Source organism: Gloeocapsopsis sp. IPPAS B-1203 (genome assembly GCF_002749975.1).
Lineage (GTDB): Bacteria > Cyanobacteriota > Cyanobacteriia > Cyanobacteriales > Chroococcidiopsidaceae > Gloeocapsopsis.
This window is the reverse complement of sequence record NZ_PEIG01000002.1, coordinates 104,981-120,424: the sequence shown is the minus strand read 5'-3', so window position 1 is coordinate 120,424 and position 15,444 is coordinate 104,981. Positions and strand designations below refer to the sequence as shown.

Annotated in this window: 17 protein-coding genes and 3 pseudogenes; 8 read left to right on the top strand and 12 right to left on the bottom strand. The window is 41.6% G+C overall.

Annotated features, from left to right (window positions below):
- Window positions 1–89 precede the first annotated feature (89 nt).
- The 6 genes and pseudogenes from CSQ79_RS03875 to CSQ79_RS03850 form a co-directional block, all read right to left on the bottom strand.
- Window positions 90–1,412, bottom strand: a complete 1,323-nt coding sequence (locus tag CSQ79_RS03875; protein ID WP_099699887.1) for a 3-isopropylmalate dehydratase large subunit — start codon at window positions 1,410–1,412, stop codon at window positions 90–92.
- 76 nt (window positions 1,413–1,488) lie between these two features.
- Complete coding sequence (locus tag CSQ79_RS03870; protein WP_099699886.1) at window positions 1,489–1,683, bottom strand: DUF433 domain-containing protein; 195 nt, start codon at window positions 1,681–1,683, stop codon at window positions 1,489–1,491.
- A gap of 255 nt (window positions 1,684–1,938) precedes the next feature.
- Window positions 1,939–2,314: pseudogene (locus tag CSQ79_RS28785) on the bottom strand (clan AA aspartic protease).
- Window positions 2,311–2,583, bottom strand: a pseudogene (locus tag CSQ79_RS03860) (hypothetical protein). The pseudogenes CSQ79_RS28785 and CSQ79_RS03860 overlap by 4 nt, the downstream one beginning before the upstream one ends.
- Before the next feature lie 56 nt (window positions 2,584–2,639).
- Window positions 2,640–3,107 (bottom strand): GNAT family N-acetyltransferase, encoded by a 468-nt coding sequence (locus CSQ79_RS03855; RefSeq protein WP_099699885.1) that lies wholly within the window; start codon window positions 3,105–3,107, stop codon window positions 2,640–2,642.
- Window positions 3,108–3,421: 314 nt separating this feature from the next.
- Window positions 3,422–4,867 (bottom strand): MFS transporter, encoded by a 1,446-nt coding sequence (locus tag CSQ79_RS03850; RefSeq protein WP_099699884.1) that lies wholly within the window; start codon window positions 4,865–4,867, stop codon window positions 3,422–3,424.
- A 68-nt stretch (window positions 4,868–4,935) separates the two neighbouring features.
- Between CSQ79_RS03850 and CSQ79_RS03845 the strand changes: the two genes are divergently transcribed.
- Entirely contained in the window at window positions 4,936–5,463 is a 528-nt protein-coding gene (locus tag CSQ79_RS03845; RefSeq protein WP_099699883.1) for a phosphoribosyltransferase, read from the top strand.
- Here CSQ79_RS03845 and CSQ79_RS03840 read toward each other — a convergent pair.
- Window positions 5,449–6,375: an AEC family transporter gene (locus CSQ79_RS03840; RefSeq protein WP_099699882.1), complete on the bottom strand. Its 927-nt coding sequence runs from the start codon at window positions 6,373–6,375 to the stop codon at window positions 5,449–5,451. The two genes, CSQ79_RS03845 and CSQ79_RS03840, sit on opposite strands and share 15 nt — an antisense overlap.
- A 161-nt stretch (window positions 6,376–6,536) precedes the next feature.
- Between CSQ79_RS03840 and CSQ79_RS03835 the strand changes: the two genes are divergently transcribed.
- The gene (locus CSQ79_RS03835; protein WP_099699881.1) at window positions 6,537–7,316 is read left to right on the top strand and encodes a M15 family metallopeptidase; all 780 of its coding nucleotides are present in this window, start codon (window positions 6,537–6,539) and stop codon (window positions 7,314–7,316) included.
- Window positions 7,317–7,504: 188 nt separating this feature from the next.
- Here the strand turns inward: CSQ79_RS03835 and CSQ79_RS03825 are convergent, their stop codons facing one another.
- On the bottom strand, window positions 7,505–8,491 hold the full coding sequence (locus tag CSQ79_RS03825; protein WP_099699880.1) for a DNA-methyltransferase: 987 nt from the start codon (window positions 8,489–8,491) through the stop codon (window positions 7,505–7,507).
- A 24-nt stretch (window positions 8,492–8,515) separates the two neighbouring features.
- On the bottom strand, window positions 8,516–8,710 hold the full coding sequence (locus CSQ79_RS03820; RefSeq protein WP_099699879.1) for a hypothetical protein: 195 nt from the start codon (window positions 8,708–8,710) through the stop codon (window positions 8,516–8,518).
- Between the two features lie 124 nt (window positions 8,711–8,834).
- Between CSQ79_RS03820 and CSQ79_RS27025 the strand changes: the two genes are divergently transcribed.
- Both CSQ79_RS27025 and CSQ79_RS28565 read left to right on the top strand, forming a co-directional pair.
- A complete protein-coding gene (locus tag CSQ79_RS27025; protein ID WP_289500662.1) occupies window positions 8,835–8,912 on the top strand; it encodes a hypothetical protein in 78 nt (25 codons plus the stop codon).
- A pseudogene (locus tag CSQ79_RS28565) lies at window positions 8,893–9,198 on the top strand (DUF2442 domain-containing protein). The gene CSQ79_RS27025 and the pseudogene CSQ79_RS28565 overlap by 20 nt, the downstream one beginning before the upstream one ends.
- Window positions 9,199–9,238: 40 nt before the next feature.
- Here CSQ79_RS28565 and mrdA read toward each other — a convergent pair.
- Complete coding sequence (gene mrdA / locus CSQ79_RS03810; protein WP_099699878.1) at window positions 9,239–11,005, bottom strand: penicillin-binding protein 2; 1,767 nt, start codon at window positions 11,003–11,005, stop codon at window positions 9,239–9,241.
- A gap of 145 nt (window positions 11,006–11,150) precedes the next feature.
- Window positions 11,151–11,816 carry a tetratricopeptide repeat protein gene (locus tag CSQ79_RS03805; RefSeq protein ID WP_099699877.1) on the bottom strand — a complete coding sequence of 222 codons (666 nt, stop codon included), beginning with the start codon at window positions 11,814–11,816 and terminating at the stop codon, window positions 11,151–11,153.
- A 345-nt stretch (window positions 11,817–12,161) separates the two neighbouring features.
- Here CSQ79_RS03805 and CSQ79_RS03800 point away from each other — a divergent pair, with 345 nt between their 5' ends.
- A complete protein-coding gene (locus tag CSQ79_RS03800) occupies window positions 12,162–12,626 on the top strand; it encodes a hypothetical protein (protein WP_099699876.1) in 465 nt (154 codons plus the stop codon).
- A gap of 14 nt (window positions 12,627–12,640) precedes the next feature.
- On the top strand, window positions 12,641–13,198 hold the full coding sequence (locus tag CSQ79_RS03795; RefSeq protein ID WP_099699875.1) for a glutathione S-transferase family protein: 558 nt from the start codon (window positions 12,641–12,643) through the stop codon (window positions 13,196–13,198).
- Window positions 13,199–13,257: 59 nt separating this feature from the next.
- Here the strand turns inward: CSQ79_RS03795 and CSQ79_RS03790 are convergent, their stop codons facing one another.
- Window positions 13,258–13,395, bottom strand: a complete 138-nt coding sequence (locus CSQ79_RS03790; RefSeq protein ID WP_041919137.1) for a photosystem II reaction center protein K — start codon at window positions 13,393–13,395, stop codon at window positions 13,258–13,260.
- Between the two features lie 346 nt (window positions 13,396–13,741).
- Between CSQ79_RS03790 and CSQ79_RS03785 the strand changes: the two genes are divergently transcribed.
- Window positions 13,742–14,653, top strand: a complete 912-nt coding sequence (locus tag CSQ79_RS03785) for a hypothetical protein (RefSeq protein ID WP_099699874.1) — start codon at window positions 13,742–13,744, stop codon at window positions 14,651–14,653.
- Window positions 14,650–15,342 carry a hypothetical protein gene (locus tag CSQ79_RS03780; RefSeq protein WP_099699873.1) on the top strand — a complete coding sequence of 231 codons (693 nt, stop codon included), beginning with the start codon at window positions 14,650–14,652 and terminating at the stop codon, window positions 15,340–15,342. The genes CSQ79_RS03785 and CSQ79_RS03780 overlap by 4 nt, the downstream gene beginning before the upstream one ends.
- The last annotated feature ends 102 nt before the right edge of the window (window positions 15,343–15,444 follow it).

The following is a 15,444-nucleotide window of genomic DNA, read 5'->3' as shown; positions in this document are numbered from 1 at the left end:
TTGTGTTTATTCAAAACTTATAACTAGCTACTAATAACTAACACTAATCACTAGCCACTAGCCACTCGTCCCTCACCCCTTTTTCATAGTTAGCCAAGAAATTCACGCGGATCGGTAACATAACCCGTTAATGCAGAAGCAGCAGCGGTATAGGGCGAAGCCAAGTAGATTTGTGCTGTTTTTTCACCCATACGCCCAGGAAAGTTGCGGTTAGTCGTGGAAACACAGACTTCAGGTTCATTCATGCGTCCAAATGTATCTTTAGGTCCTCCAAGACAAGCAGCGCAGGAAGGTGCAGCAGGTTCGATACAACCAGAGTTGAGGAAGATTTCAGATAGTGTTTGTCCCTCGTGTTTGTAGGTAAATAAGTCTTCGTAGACTTTTTGAGTTGCTGGAACGATGTATGTTGGAACTTTGACTTGATGACCTTTAAGAATTCTAGCGGCGTTGATAAAATCTGTGGTTTTACCGCCAGTACAAGAACCAATATAAACGCGATCTATCTTGACATCGTGGCATTCTCGTGCTAAAGCGCGGTTATCTGGAGAGTGGGGTTTAGCAACAACAGGTTCGAGTTGCGAGACATCGTAGGTGCGATCGCTATAAAAGTTCGCATCGCTGTCAGTGTAGAAAGACTCAAAAGGTTTATCGGTTCGCGCGCGGACATATTCATAAGTTGTTTCATCGGGTGCGATCGTGCCATTCTTTCCACCAGCTTCAATCGCCATGTTGCACAAGGTCATCCGTTCTTCCATTGTCATCCGTTGGACGGCTTCGCCTGCAAATTCCATTGTGCGGTAAGTTGCACCTGCAACGCTGATATCACCGATAATCTGCAAAATTAGGTCTTTTGCCAACAAATAATCTGGCATTTCACCATTGAGGACAAACCGCATTGTTGCTGGAACTTTGATTAATAGCTTGCCCGTTCCCATAATGAAACCGGCGTCAGTGTTACCGATACCTGTGGCAAATTGACCAAACGCACCTGCATTGCAAGTGTGTGAATCTGTGCCAAATAATACTTCACCAGGACGAGTATGACCTTCTTGAGCTAAAGCAATGTGACAAACACCTTTGTAATCTGGGTTCGCTTTGAAATTAGCGCGATCAGTGATATCGTAGAAATACTTAATACTTTGCTCTTGAGCAAAATCACGTAAAATATCTACGTTGCGATTTGCACGTTCGTCGGCGGTGAAGATATAGTGATCGGGAATCAAAACAATTTTCTCTGCATCCCAAACTTTCGCATCTGCACCAAACTCGCGCTTGAATACGCCAATCGTACCAGGACCGCAAACATCGTGCGTCATTAAAACATCAACATTAACCCAAATATTTTCTCCTGGTTCAACAACCGAACGCCCTGCAGCTTTAGCCAAGATTTTTTCAGTGAGGGTCATACCCATAGCGATCGCACATCTCCCTTATGACAAGCTATTAAATCTATATTAGTTAGTATCTCTACTCTAAATCTCTAAGTTATCAAAGACTAATAACTGTGACAGCGATTGCCTGCTCGCGGCTAACGCTGGGGAAATGCTCTAAAAACACATTGAGAGAATCACCTGTTTCCAGATAATCAAGCAAAGTCCTAATTGGTACGCGAGTACCAACGAAAACAGGAGTTCCTCCCAGGATGTCGGGGTCACTATGAACAATACGCACTATGGATGTCATGGCAGCATATTAAGCAGCAATCAAATCTTTTTTGATCCTAGCTCATGCTCAAACTCATCATGGGTTAGGCGATCGCCCTGTCAATAAAATTCAAATCATCCCCTCACTCATAATTTTCTATAATGCTTAGGGCTGACAGACACAATATCTAAACTATGCTACAGGAATCGTAGTATAACGACCCCGTTCACTCGCCGCGAACAATATCTCGGATTTAACGAAAAGACTCTGTACAGTCAGCATGCAACGGGATTGTTAGACCGTGCCAACTTTGCGGAGTTCGACCTGACCGCCCTCAAAAACTTGTATTGTTAGTTGATAGCCTTCCATTGACGGCATTCCAACAAGTGGTTTTGAATTGGCTTCGTCTACTGGAATTGTTATCGGTGTTCCATCCCAGACGACAACTGCTTCGTAAACGTCGAAAACGCACTCGCTGCCATCTCCAAGAATTGCTCGTCCTCGCCTTTTCCATGTCAAATTCAACTGAGTGATTAAGTCTCAAGGCAGGGAAAGCCAACCATTAAAGCCTGTATCGACGATTGCATCTTGCGCAAAATATGCTATCAGCACGGCGAATTGACAGGGGAAGAATCGGCTCAAACTCAACGTTAACGAACCCAGTAATCATGCAGTTCTTTGGGTGCGTCCGCCAAAACGACGAACATGACGAGAACCAATGCGAACAATCCAGATTTGGGCATCGGGGTGACGGGCTTCAAGGCGATCGCAGGCAGCAATTTCGCTCTGATCGACTTCAAAATCTCCGGTTTCGATGTCGATCGCCACAATCTTGGAATGATTGCCTTCCTCGACTTGCTGGCGCACCTAAGTTTCATAAATCTCATCGCCACGTCGAGCAAATTCTTCTTTGCTGTAGCGGGGTTGTCGAATTGTTATAAGCTTGACCTTAATATCTACGGTTGCACATCAATAGTGGCAAGTTCTCCATCAGATTATTCCATGACTTCGTGTGAAAGGTTGATCCACTTCATGGGTGTTCCCCATATTCCATGTTTGAAAAAGCGATCGCCGCTTTGTATAAACCCTACTTTCTGGTAAAAGCCAACTGCTTCTTCTGCGGCGTTAACAGTGATTTCATCCAAATCATAGTTGCATCGGGTGAAAAGTTCTCGACCGATTCCTTGCCCAGAAAATTCTCTTCGGACAAACAGCAATGACAAATGATTGCCCCTCTTAAAGGCAATAAATCCAACAATGATTTCATTCCACGTTGCAACTAGCGTTTTCTCACCACTTAAGATTCTGTTTTTTAATTCTTCTGGGTTACACAGCTTCTTCCATTCGGCAACGCTTTCTGGTGTACCATCAGTCAATTCCCATAGAACCGCAGAAGCCCACATGCAACCACTAATTTGATGCTCGTCTCCAATCTGCGGTAGTCTGTAGGTAATTTTGTTCATGGTTATGTGTTAATAACCTTTCGACAACACCAATTTGAGATGAGTAGTTGTTAGGTTGCTGTCCTGAAAACTAAAACGGAGCGGTCTAACTACATTATTATGCAGAAATGTTCTGTACATCTACCTTATTTGGCACAATAGCAAGAATTACTCTGGATTATATTCTAGGCGAACAAATTATTCGTCGTGTGGTACTAAAATTTTTTCGTTCACTACTGCCAATACAATTCATTAAAGTAACAGCATTGGAATGCTTGCACTTGGAAAGCTCAATACTTCACGAATCACGATCGCACTTGATTCAAAATCTGAATTTAGCTATTACCTCGATCGCGTTCTTTTAACTGCAATAAAATCTGGGCGTGAACTTCGCGGGTGATCGGGTAGAAATACGCTAAAACTAATCCTAAGATTAGGCAAAGTGTCGGTATAGGAGCGATCGCAAAACGAATTGCTTGCAGTGCACTTTCAGGTTGTATAGGAATTGGTTGACCTGGAACACTTTCTTGAAAACCCGACCATTCAAGGATAACTCCTAACAAAAATAAGCCAAATGCTAAGCCAAACTTTTGCAGTAGCACCATGAAACCATAAAAAATTCCTTCGCGCCGTTGTCCGGTTCTTAACTCATCAAGTTCAATTACATCTGGCATCATTGACCACGGTATTAGATACGCAGTGGAAACACCAAAACCTGCCATAACGGCGAGGATATACATAAAGGTTAGCTGTCCTGGTTGCAAGAAAAATAGTCCAGTCTGCGCGATAATCCACAAACTCATCCCCATGAAATAAACGGCTTTCTTACCGACACGTTCGCTAATATAGCTCCAGACGAATAGCATCAGTAATGCTGTACCTTGAACCGCAATAATGACAGAAGGAACTGTGGTGTCACTTAAACCCATCACATTAACGACAAAGTACGGAATAATTGCAGCTGTTACCTGAACGCCTAGCCAAGAAAAGAGATAAATACCAATTACGAATAAAAACGGGCGATTGCTGAAGACAATTTTTAGCTGCTGTAAATAAGGAAGCGATTCTTCAGAATAACGATCGCGACGGTGGGCTTCTAGTGCAATAACGCGATCGCGTACTCCCCAAACACACCAATACAAAGGTAATACAGCCAAAATACCAATTGCGATCGCTAACACAAAATACTGTTGTCGCGGATCGGGAACTGATGCGAAGACAATTTGGGCAATCACAACCGAAAGAATACTACCACCAATGGAAAAGGCAAACCGAAAACTCGTCAAACTCGTGCGTTCGTTATAATCTTGTGTAATCTCGGCAGTGAGTGCAGTATAGGGAAGATTAACAACGGTATACATCGCATTCAAAAAAATTGAAATGATGACGTAGTACCAAAATAAGCCCCACTGTTGCGCGGTAGGATTCGGACTAAATTGTGGAATCACCCACTGCAAAACATAAAAAATTCCAAAAGGAATCGCACCCCAAAATAACCAAGGTAAACGACGACCCCAACGCGATACAGTGCGATCGCTCCACACTCCAACAATCGGATCGTTAATCGCATCCCAAATCTTACCAATCAACAGAATCATGCCTGCTAATCCAGGGCTAATTCCCGCGACGTTGGTAAAGAAAACTAATAAAAAAAATGCTGTGATATTTGCTGTAACCGCTGGACCTAAATCTCCCGCACCATAAGCTAGTTTTGTTTTTAAGTTCAGCTTTTCACTTAACTGTGATTTGGCAGGATAGGCTTCAGGAGAAGAATTACTCATAATACTATTGCACTCATATTAAAATAAAAAGCTTCCCACCTTAGTATCCGCCCCTGATTGCACTTCCTATGGCAGACCTTTACGTTTCTTGGTCAGATTACAACCATACTATTGAACAGCTAGCCATTAAAATTTATCAATCAAATTGGCAATTTAATCAAATTGTCTGCCTCGCACGCGGTGGACTGCGTGTTGGCGATGTTCTTTCTCGGATCTACAAACAACCGCTAGCCGTTTTATCAACTTCCTCCTATACTGGCGCTGGTAAGCAGACGCGGGGAGAATTGGTTTTTGCCCGTAGCTTAACCATGACAACTCCTGAAATCGGTTCACATATTCTATTAGTTGATGACTTAGTTGATTCTGGTGTCACGCTGCAACAAACAATTCCCTGGTTAAACCAAAACTTTGGCGATCGCATTCAAGAAATTCGTACCGCTGTGTTGTGGTACAAAGCTTGTTCAGTCATTGTTCCAGATTACTATGTAGATTATTTACCCGATAATCCGTGGATTCACCAACCTTTTGAACATTACGAAAAAATGGCACCCGCAGAACTTGCGGCGAGTCATGAATCGGCTTCAGTTACCAAATAGATAAATCCATATTGGTAGCAAAAATAAAATACCAATCGTACCAACGGCAAGTGCTGTAACAGCCAAATCGCGATCGAGATCGTAAGCTTCAGCAATCACAAGCGTAGCAAAAGCAGGTGGCATTGCGGTTTGCAACACTAAAACAAGCCGAGTAGCGCCATTGATTCCCAACAGCGATAAGCTGCTACCCAAAATGAGTGGGACTAAAAGCATTTTAATCGCCAAGCTCACTGAGGCACGAGGCAAACTGTGCCAAGAATGCAGCTGGCTCAGCCGCATCCCAATCAAAACTAAAGATAGCGCTACCATTGTCCAGGCTAATCCTTGAAGAATCGCTGCAGCAGATGCTTGCAAAGGTACTCGGCGAAAAGCAAAGCCAAAGCCGAAACTCCACAACGAAGGATTAATCAAAATTGCTTGTGCAAGTTCCCGATAATTGTGAACACTACCTCCAAACCGTGCTGCTAATGCCACACCTACGCCGTAAGCTCCGAGTGTTGTTCCTAGAAGATCGTAAAATAAAGCAAAACCAAAATACTGTGTACCTGCGATCGCTAGCGTAATTGGATATCCAAGATAGCCTGTGTTTCCTACCATTGCGGCTAAGATAAAGCTACCTTGAGTTGGTTGTCGCCAAGGCGCAGCATCTTTTTTCAAGAGTTGTCGAAAATAAATTCCTGCTCCAGCAAAGGCAACTCCGAGTATAATGGCGATCCAGGCGACCGCGGGTGCAATCCAAATTTGTCCTGATAAGTCTGCTTGTCGTAAAAATGCCACAATACTAATAGGTACGCCTACCCAAAACAAAAATTGACCTAAACGCGTAGCAACAACTTTCGACAAATATCGTCCAAGTATCAATCCCAATAGAACTAATCCGATGAGTGGCGCGTAGATTGCAATAAGGTTCATGAAGGAGAGGAGCTAGTGGCTATAACATCAAAGACATCGAGTTACTCCCCTATATTTACAAAATATTTACAAAACGCTGAGAAGTTTTAAAATTTGGTTTTTTGTCATTCGTCACTAGTCTAAAATTGGCTAGAGCTGAAGTCAGATGCAGGAGTGAGTGCGTGGGGACTGAATTTACTAGAACAAGGGTGCAAGATGATATTCCTGAGGCTTTGCGGGACGATCGCACTGTTGTTGTTAAATCTCGTAAAAGAATACCAGCATTGATTTTGAGCTTACTAGGTTTAAGTGCGATCGCGCTTGTGGGTGGTGTTTTTTATTTCAATGCAACACAAAAAAATGTAGATGCACCTGCGATCGTGACTAGCCCATCTCCTGCACAATCTATTGCACCTGTCAACCCCCCAGACAGTAATTCAGAATTACTGCTAGGACATTTTGCTTATGAACAAGCACCACAATCGGAATTAGAACCGATTACTGCTGATGGACGAATTAAGATGCGTTCCTCCGCAGCCAAGCAATTTAAAGCAATGGTGGCAGCAGCTAGGGCTGATGGTGTCAGATTAGTCCCAATTTCTGGGTTTCGCTCAGCAAATGAGCAAGAACACTTATTTTTTGATGTGAAAGCACAGCGCGGACAAGCAACAACCAAACGCGCCAGTGTCAGTGCGCCTCCAGGTTACAGCGAACATCACACAGGATATGCGGTTGATATTGGTGATGCAAACGTCCCTGCAACAAACTTGAGTACTTCGTTTGAAAATACGAAAGCTTTTAAATGGCTCGATCAAAACGCTGCGCGTTATAGCTTTGAATTGTCGTTTCCTGAAGGTAATCCCCAAGGTGTGAGTTATGAACCTTGGCACTGGAGATACGTAGGCGATCGCCACAGTTTAGAAACATTCTACAAAGCTCGAAATATCAAACCGACTCCTTAACTGCGCAAAGCAATATATGCTGTCCTAAGTTTTTATATTAATTTGCTTTAAGATGCCGTTGCATAGATTTTGGTAGTCTACTAAGATAGCATGGCGAAAAGCAATGAAGACCGTTGGTTCCTACGAGGCAAAAACTCACTTACCCCGACTGCTAGAAGAAGTCGAAAAAGGTGAAACGAAAGCAATCTTCATAATTTTAGAGCTAATTGCTTTGAGGTCTTTATAAAAATAGATTCTTGTTGACAAAGAAGTCGTTCATAAAGAATAAGAGCATCCTTTTGATTTTGAGATTTATCTAGGAAACGAAAAGCTGAAGAAGCCAAATAAGATGAGTCTTTTTCAAAAGCTATCCAGTTTCTTTCTAATTGTTCAGCGACAAAACCTGTAGTATTTGAGCCTGCAAAGATGTCTAAAACTTTATCATCGGGTTCAGTCAAGAATTTAATAAAGAACATTGGTAACTTTTGCGGAAACCTTGCTGGATGAGGAGGTATGGAAATAGATTTACATAATTGAATATAGCTAGAGTTACTTTCAGTATTTGGAATCTCCAACAAATTTGATGGGATAGCACCACCGTTGTCAGTAGCAAAATTTTTACCAATATCATGACCTGAAGGTCTTTCTTTTGGTTTATAGTATTTTTGAGGATCTGCTTGTAACTTCTTCATTCTCTCAGAGTAAGGCACTAAAACATTGCTTACATTAGCTTTAGGATTGTCAGTTTTTGAAAGCCACCATACAGTATTTACAGAGTCCTTTGCCCGAATCTTGCGCTTATTAACCCATTCGATAGGTGAGGGTAGTTTTGCTGGGTTGAACCAAAAGAATTCTTCAGCAAGCCTAAATTCCAATTCATCACAAAGTTTAATTAAAACTCTATAGTTGTAGAGAGAGCGAACGGGGCGTTTACTTTGATAAGCACCACCCAAATCTAGTACGAAACTACCAGTTGAGTTAAGAACTCGATAAACTTTTTTGCAAAACTCAAGTAACCAATCAACGTAATCTTCCTGTTCTACGTTTCCATAAGTCTTTTTACGTTGTAGGGCAAAAGGTGGTGAAGTGATTACTAAGTCAATTGAATCTGATTCAAGTTGATCTAGCAGTTCAAGAGAATCACCAACATAAGCTGCACCGTAGTCTGTGGTGTATAAAGGTTCGGGAAAGGTCACTGTAGGACGGACTGATGGTTCGTCTTATAAATATAATGCTAAAGTTCCAAGGCGACATACTTGTTGCACCAAATTTTGCCAATAACCGTATAACAATACAACATAATTTGCTCCGGCATATCTTGCGGTGTAAATTCTGCTAGAAGCAACTTGTCGCTGCTTATCTGTTGTAGAGTTAATATTAGAGATATGTAGGCGATCGCCACAGTTTAGAAACATTTTACAAAGCTCGAAATATCAAACCTACTCCTTAACTGCGTAAAAGTATTATGCTGAATGCAAGTGTTGTTCCAGATCTCTATTAATATTAATAGAGACGAACCAAGGCTTTAAGAAACATGAGTTGAATCAAATTGATAGGCTAGTAGCAGAACATCAAACAACATTGCTGGATGCGTGGCATGACTACTTTGATACTTGAGACAGAACCAATTGTAAATCAAGTCACCGTCACTGATGAGAAGCTGATTGTAGAGCTAGCTGACGGTCGCAGCCTGATTGTTCCTTTAGCCTGGTATCCTCGCTTAATGCACGCTGCAATTGAAGAACGGCAAAACTGGCAGATCTGAGGTGATGGCTATGCAATCGAGTGGGTGGATCTCGATGAACATATTGGAATAGAAGGGTTGTTAGCAGGTAGACGAAGCGGTGAAAGCCAAAGGTCATTTGAACGTTGGCTAGCTACACGTAACACTCCTACTGGTTAACACGATGTAGGGTTAACATGATTGAAATATTAAATCATATTCACTTCTTGAAATACGCTTCTAACACCTTTAACACCATTGGTGCAGCAACCTTACCACCACCACCACCAGAGTGTTCAGCAAATGCCACTACAACAATTTCAGGCTTATCTGCAGGGGCGTAAGCACCAAACCAAGCATGAGCCTGCTTACCAAAAGCCTGTGCAGTACCACTTTTACCTGCAACGCGTGGAATTGTGGGTAAATTGAGAACTTGTCCTGTACCGCCAGAAACGACTTGTCGCAATCCTTGACGCAACACGCGCACGGTTTCTGGTTTTAAATTTAAAGACTCGCGCCATTTCGAGTCTTCGTTGTCTTTCAATAAATGCGGTTGAACGCGATCGCCACCGTTAGCAGGGACAGCAAACATCACCGCAAGTTGAAGTGGTGTGACTTGCAAAAATCCTTGCCCAATCGACATATTTACAGTGTCGCCTACACTCCAAGGTAAATTGAGATTTTTCTGCTTCCAGCGGTCGTCTGCGACTAGACCTGCTGATTCTTCGGATGCTAATTCGATCCCCGTTTTTTGACCAAACCCATAACGGCGCGTCCAGTCAATTAAAGTTGATTCGCCAACTCCTTTGCCAATTTGATAAAAGAATGTATTACTACTCCACGCCAGCGCCCCAACAAAACCCAAACGACCAAATCCCGCACGGTTCCAATCACAAAAAGTCGTTCCACCAATATTCATACAACCATATGTTGGGAGTGTTGCGTTATACGAAAATTTCCCTGATTCAATTCCTGCAGTTGTAGTAATCACTTTAAACGTACTTGCTGGCGGAAAACTCTGTAAAGCACGATTAACGAAAGGATGCTGTTTACTTTGCAGTTGCTGCCATATTTCAGGAGTAATCCGTTTAGAAAAGATATTAGGGTCAAACGCAGGGCGACTGACCATTGCTAACACTGCACCGTTATTTGGATCGAGTGCGACGATCGCACCTTGGCGATCGCCTAGTGCTACTTCAGCAGCTTTCTGCAATTCTAAATCTAAAGTTAAATGGACATTGCCACCTGATTTTGCTGATTTTTCACCTAAAAGTCGTAAAATTTGTCCAGCACCATCGACTTCTACTTGCTGACCCCCCCATTCACCGCGCAGCTGCTTTTCAAACGCTGCTTCTACACCCATTTGCCCAACAATATCACCCAAGCGGTAGCCTTCACTGCGCTTTTGAGCTAATTCTTCATCGTTCATTTCTCCTGTGTAACCAAGGATGTGCGCAGCAATTTGTTGGTTTGGGTAGTTGCGGACAGCTTCAATGTAAACTTCAACGTCTCGTAGTTCGTTACGATATTCAGCTAAAGCGGTAATTTGAGCCGGATTGAGATCGCGGGCAATCCGAACTAAGTTAGGAGAATTGTAACCAGCTTTATCTAATCGTTGTTGAATTTCAGTTTCTGGAATCTTAAGAATGCTTGCTAGACGAGTTCGAGTCGTTGCCCAAGTATCTTTTTTAGGCGCTTGAGGCCAAATATAGACAGCATGAGAAAGACGACTACTCGCTAAAACTTTGCCATTACGGTCAAATATATTACCTCGTTCTGGTTGTTTAGGAATGACCCGAATTCGATTGCGTTCTGCCAACTGTTGTAGGTGTTCGCCTTCAATCAACTGCAAATATGCTAAACGGCTACCAATTCCACCAAAGATAAATATAGTAATAAGCAGTACGATCGCTAGAGCACGGCGATCGCGTCCCACTGTACGGGCAGTAAGACTATTTCCAGTAAACTGAGGCTGGAATAAAGCCATAAGTAAAAACAAGCGTAACTTAATAACTTGTAATTATTAGCGATTAGGGGTTGGCGATTAGCTGTTAGCTTTTTTTGATTGCCAATTGCTTTTCTACTACCTAACAAACAAGCAAGCATGAACGCTCTAGATGAAACACAAACAACTAGCTACCAATTAACTGTGCTAGCCAAGTTTCAACTTGATAACGCAGGCGTAGATTATCGTCTGATATTAACTCAAGGGCACGGCGATAGTCAGCGATCGCTAAATTCCAGTCTCCCCAAAGATGATATGTCCGACCGCGTTCGGCATAAGTATTTGCAGGCAGTTGACCTAGAATTTCAGCAATATCAAAGTTTTCAGCTGCTTGTTCGTATTTTCCTAGTTCGCGTAGTGTAATACCACGATTAATCCATGCACGTACATAGCTAGGATTAAGGTCGATCGCTTTATCGTAGTCGGCGAGTGCTTCAGTTAATTGTCCACACGCAGCATAGCAATTAGCTCGATTGTTGTAAGCGCTAGCCAATGTTGGTTTTAGTTGAATTGCTGTGTTATAGTCAGCAATTGCCGGAAACAATTGCCCGCTTTGGAAATAAATTAGCCCGCGATTATTGTAGTCAATCGCATCTTCGGGATGGCGAGTAATTAACTGATTTAATAAAGCGATCGCCTCAGGATAATTTCCCTGTTGTGCTTTGGAGCGAGCATGAGTGCGTAAAAATTTATCTGGCAATATTTGTGACGTATGTGCCAGGGATTGTTGCTTCCAATTGACAGGATGGCGTTGGAATTGATTTTGAGGCGGTTTTAACGATTGACTTTTCATAATTATTTTTGACTGAGCAATAGCTCAATAGCTTATAATGTATAACTTTCTTAGCAGTGGTAGTTTAGCTTTTGTGTCAGTTACTCAGGTGTCTGAATATTGATACTCAAACACAAAATACTTATACTTTCATATTTCACCTCTATGTTTAATTCTTCATCCTTCCCTAGTGCCATTCCCGAAGTGTAAACATCAATACAGCAGTTAGTAACTTAATACTTGTGACTGAAGACGCATCAACCTTTACGATAGGTATGGGCTCGCCATTTGGAATACTGCAACTTGTTACAATGCAACCATTACCACTTTGGTGTGTCAGTCCTTTGAAGAATTGATGGCAATCTTATGGCAACTGCTTCTATCTATCCCACTGCTCCTGATTTAACGGAAAATGATTATCTTGTACTTGGCTTAGCCACCTGCTTTGTCAAAGAGGAGGGAGAAGTGCATGAATTACAAGTTATCGAACCGATTCCTTCAGCGGCGTTGGAAGCGATCGTCAAAGGAATTCCCACTTCTTACCAACAAGCATGGGGTACTACCTTAGGTAATGTCATCGCAGGCGATCTACCCCAGAAACCAGCAGAATGTCCTGATGCTGCGCAGTTTAGTGAAGAATTTGTTCAACGCGCGATCGCTGCTGCACGGACTTATAAAAGTCGTCCTGTGGCGCAGGAACATATTCCGCAAGGGACAATCCGGCGTGACTTTAATTACTCGACTGAACGCAAGCGAGTGCTAAATATGCAACGTGTTGTTACAAAAGAAGACAACGTTAAACAACACGACTATACGCATAAAGTTCTTTAACTACAACGCTAATCATGCTCAAACTATATGGTGGCGCTCGTAGTCGTGCGTCAATTGTCCAATGGTATTTAGAAGAATTGGCAGTTCCCTACGAATTTGTATTACTTGATATGCAAGCTGGAGAACATCGCCAACATGATTTTCTAGCAATCAATCCGATGGGCAAAGTTCCAGCAATAGTTGATGGAGATTTTCAGCTTTGGGAATCTGGCGCAATTTTGTTGTATCTTGCCGAAAAGTATGGTGAGGAAATTTCTTCAGTTGAGGAACGGGCAATCGCAGCACAATGGGTGTTATTTGCTAATGCGACTCTAGGACCAGGCATTTTTGTTGAAACAAGTCGCGATCGCGAAACGCCTCGCTTGTTAACACCGTTGAATGAAATTTTTTCTCGACAACCGTTTTTGTTGGGCGATCGCTTTGGAGTTGCAGATGTCGCTGTCGGCTCGATGCTGTGCTACATCCCAATTATGCTTAAGTTAGATCTTAGTGACTACCCTGAAGTTCTCAACTATATGAAACAGTTATCCGAACGACCTGCTTTTCAAAAAACTATCGGTGGTAGAAGTTAAAAAAAATTAAGGACAGGCTAAGTTACCTGTCCGATGAAATCTTGTATAGTAATTTATTCTTATTTAAAGCCAATAGCCGCTTGCCAAACAAAAGCGAGCAACAAGAAAAATACTGGAATAATAGGAAGAACATCTACCAAGGGATCTAGGATCGAATAAGCCTCTGGGAGTTTTGCTAACAACATTGCAGCTTCCATGTTTAAATCAACCTTTTCAACACAGCTTTCATAATCGATAAGTATCTTAACACGCTTTGGTAGAGCAAAGTCATTGTAAAAAGTTTTAAGCTTAACTAGCGAGATTACACGAAGCGTAGCGCCCAAAGCGATCGCGTATCTACGTATTACAGCAAATAGGCTGACTCAGATTTCGTATCACCTCATAACACAAGAGTTGTTTGTTGCTGCTTTTGCTGTTTTCTGTACTCTTCAATATAAAAGTGTATGTTGAACTACACAAATTTGCTACTGGTAACAGACAGATAGAATAGGATGAATTTAATAAGTACTTTTGTACTCGCCTAAATTTATTTAAATATTGCAGATGGATCAAGAGGCACGGATTAGAGAGCTTTTTGGTGATAAGGATCTCAAATATCTAAAAAATAAAAATCGTGGTGGAAGCAATAACACGAAAGGTAACACATACGAAAATTACTTTGCTGTTTATCGAATAGCGCTTCTATCCCCAGAAGTGCTTGAAGAGCATAAAGAGATACAAATATCGAGTCAAGTTTTAGCATTTGTTGACGATTTAATCATTGAATATGTAAATGAAAACATAATTTGGCACTATCAGCTTAAAAATAGTTCGGATATCACTTGGGATAAAGGTAAAAAAACTAATCAATCAATAGCTGATGACTTTCACAAGCAGTATCAGTTGAACAAGTCGCAATCAAAAGAATCAGAATTACATTTAGTAGTTTCTTACCAGTATCTCCTAGATAAGTTAAAGGCAGACATTCCAACTTCTCTCGAGCAGTATAGCCGAGTAATTTACTTCCCCTATGAGGACAGCTTAGAAGAAGTTCTTAAAAAAGAAGATTCCTTTCGACATGCTATCGAGTACCTGTGTGCTTTTGATAATCCAGATCCAGATAAGATTGAATGTGTAGCATCTGTGTTACTAGGAGCCTGGACTTCTAGCACTAAGTCCAATTCTGTTAAGGACATTTTAAAAAAAGCTCAAGCATCGACACCTTCCTTTATTCGTTCTTTCAGCAAAGAATGGCAGTTAGACCCTGAAGTTGAAAATATTTTGAGCAAGATCGAGGATTTCCAATATAATCTGACTAAGGGGTTTCTACATTGGAAGTACAAAGACGGACTTGACCTCGGCACTTTTCCCTATAGTTGTGACACAGAACAGTTTAGAAAATTTCAGCAATGTATTAAGAAACGTAAACCTACTTGCTTCGATGAACTTGAGGAATTTCTACCTGCAAGTATATGACAAGAACCTACTCAGAGTTTGCCAACGAAAGTATTAAAGTTTTGCTAAACACTTTAGCCGATGAAAGTAGTGCGCCAGAGCTTTACAGAACCACTATGGTTAAACTTGGTATGGCTCTGGGTGATGTAATCTTGGCTCAAATTAGTCACGAGCAATGCAATGTATATCTCGCCTGTACAGTTGAAGATGCTGATTTTCTAGCCAAAGGTATGCTCTTACGTCTAGAAAAGCAGCTTCCAAACGTTGCTTTTGCGTGTTTTTGGAATCAGCGTTTTTCTCCGTTTGAAGTTGAAGATATAACTGTTGCCCCAATTTTAAGAAAATATCAAGAACCATCAAGTGCTGTTAACTATTTAATTATCGTCAAGTCTATTATTTCGGGAGCCTGTGTAGTTAAAACTAATCTTATTAACCTAATTCAGAATATCAAACCTGAAAATATTTTTATAGTAGCTCCAGTTATTTATCATAAAGCAGAAGAAAAACTACGTAATGCATTCGAACAATCTACTTACGATAAGTTTCGATTCTTTTATTTTGCTAAAGACAATCAGCGGACTTCCAAAGGAGAAGTTATCCCTGGGATAGGTGGTAGTGTTTATGAAAGGCTCGGATTTCAGGGACAAGATGATAAAAATAGGCATACACCTGAGATAGTAAAATCCCGAAGAAAATTAATAAGTGTCTAATTTCTAAAAGAAGAGTTAGGCGATCGCTCCAGCCACAGTAATAGACAAAACTCATTGACTGAAGCGTTGCTGTTGTCGCCTTCGGGCTAAGAATGCTCAGAA

Bases quoted from the DNA above. Each gene is read 5' to 3' on its own strand.
- CSQ79_RS03875 (WP_099699887.1), bottom strand. From the start codon at position 1,412: ATGGGTATGACCCTCACTGAAAAAATCTTGGCTAAAGCTGCAGGGCGT.
- CSQ79_RS03870 (WP_099699886.1), bottom strand. From the start codon at position 1,683: ATGACATCCATAGTGCGTATTGTTCATAGTGACCCCGACATCCTGGGA.
- CSQ79_RS03855 (WP_099699885.1), bottom strand. From the start codon at position 3,107: ATGAACAAAATTACCTACAGACTACCGCAGATTGGAGACGAGCATCAA.
- CSQ79_RS03850 (WP_099699884.1), bottom strand. From the start codon at position 4,867: ATGAGTAATTCTTCTCCTGAAGCCTATCCTGCCAAATCACAGTTAAGT.
- CSQ79_RS03845 (WP_099699883.1), top strand. From the start codon at position 4,936: ATGGCAGACCTTTACGTTTCTTGGTCAGATTACAACCATACTATTGAA.
- CSQ79_RS03840 (WP_099699882.1), bottom strand. From the start codon at position 6,375: ATGAACCTTATTGCAATCTACGCGCCACTCATCGGATTAGTTCTATTG.
- CSQ79_RS03820 (WP_099699879.1), bottom strand. From the start codon at position 8,710: ATGTTTCTAAACTGTGGCGATCGCCTACATATCTCTAATATTAACTCT.
- mrdA (WP_099699878.1), bottom strand. From the start codon at position 11,005: ATGGCTTTATTCCAGCCTCAGTTTACTGGAAATAGTCTTACTGCCCGT.
- CSQ79_RS03805 (WP_099699877.1), bottom strand. From the start codon at position 11,816: ATGAAAAGTCAATCGTTAAAACCGCCTCAAAATCAATTCCAACGCCAT.
- CSQ79_RS03800 (WP_099699876.1), top strand. From the start codon at position 12,162: ATGGCAACTGCTTCTATCTATCCCACTGCTCCTGATTTAACGGAAAAT.
- CSQ79_RS03795 (WP_099699875.1), top strand. From the start codon at position 12,641: ATGCTCAAACTATATGGTGGCGCTCGTAGTCGTGCGTCAATTGTCCAA.
- CSQ79_RS03790 (WP_041919137.1), bottom strand. From the start codon at position 13,395: ATGGAAGCTGCAATGTTGTTAGCAAAACTCCCAGAGGCTTATTCGATC.
- CSQ79_RS03785 (WP_099699874.1), top strand. From the start codon at position 13,742: ATGGATCAAGAGGCACGGATTAGAGAGCTTTTTGGTGATAAGGATCTC.
- CSQ79_RS03780 (WP_099699873.1), top strand. From the start codon at position 14,650: ATGACAAGAACCTACTCAGAGTTTGCCAACGAAAGTATTAAAGTTTTG.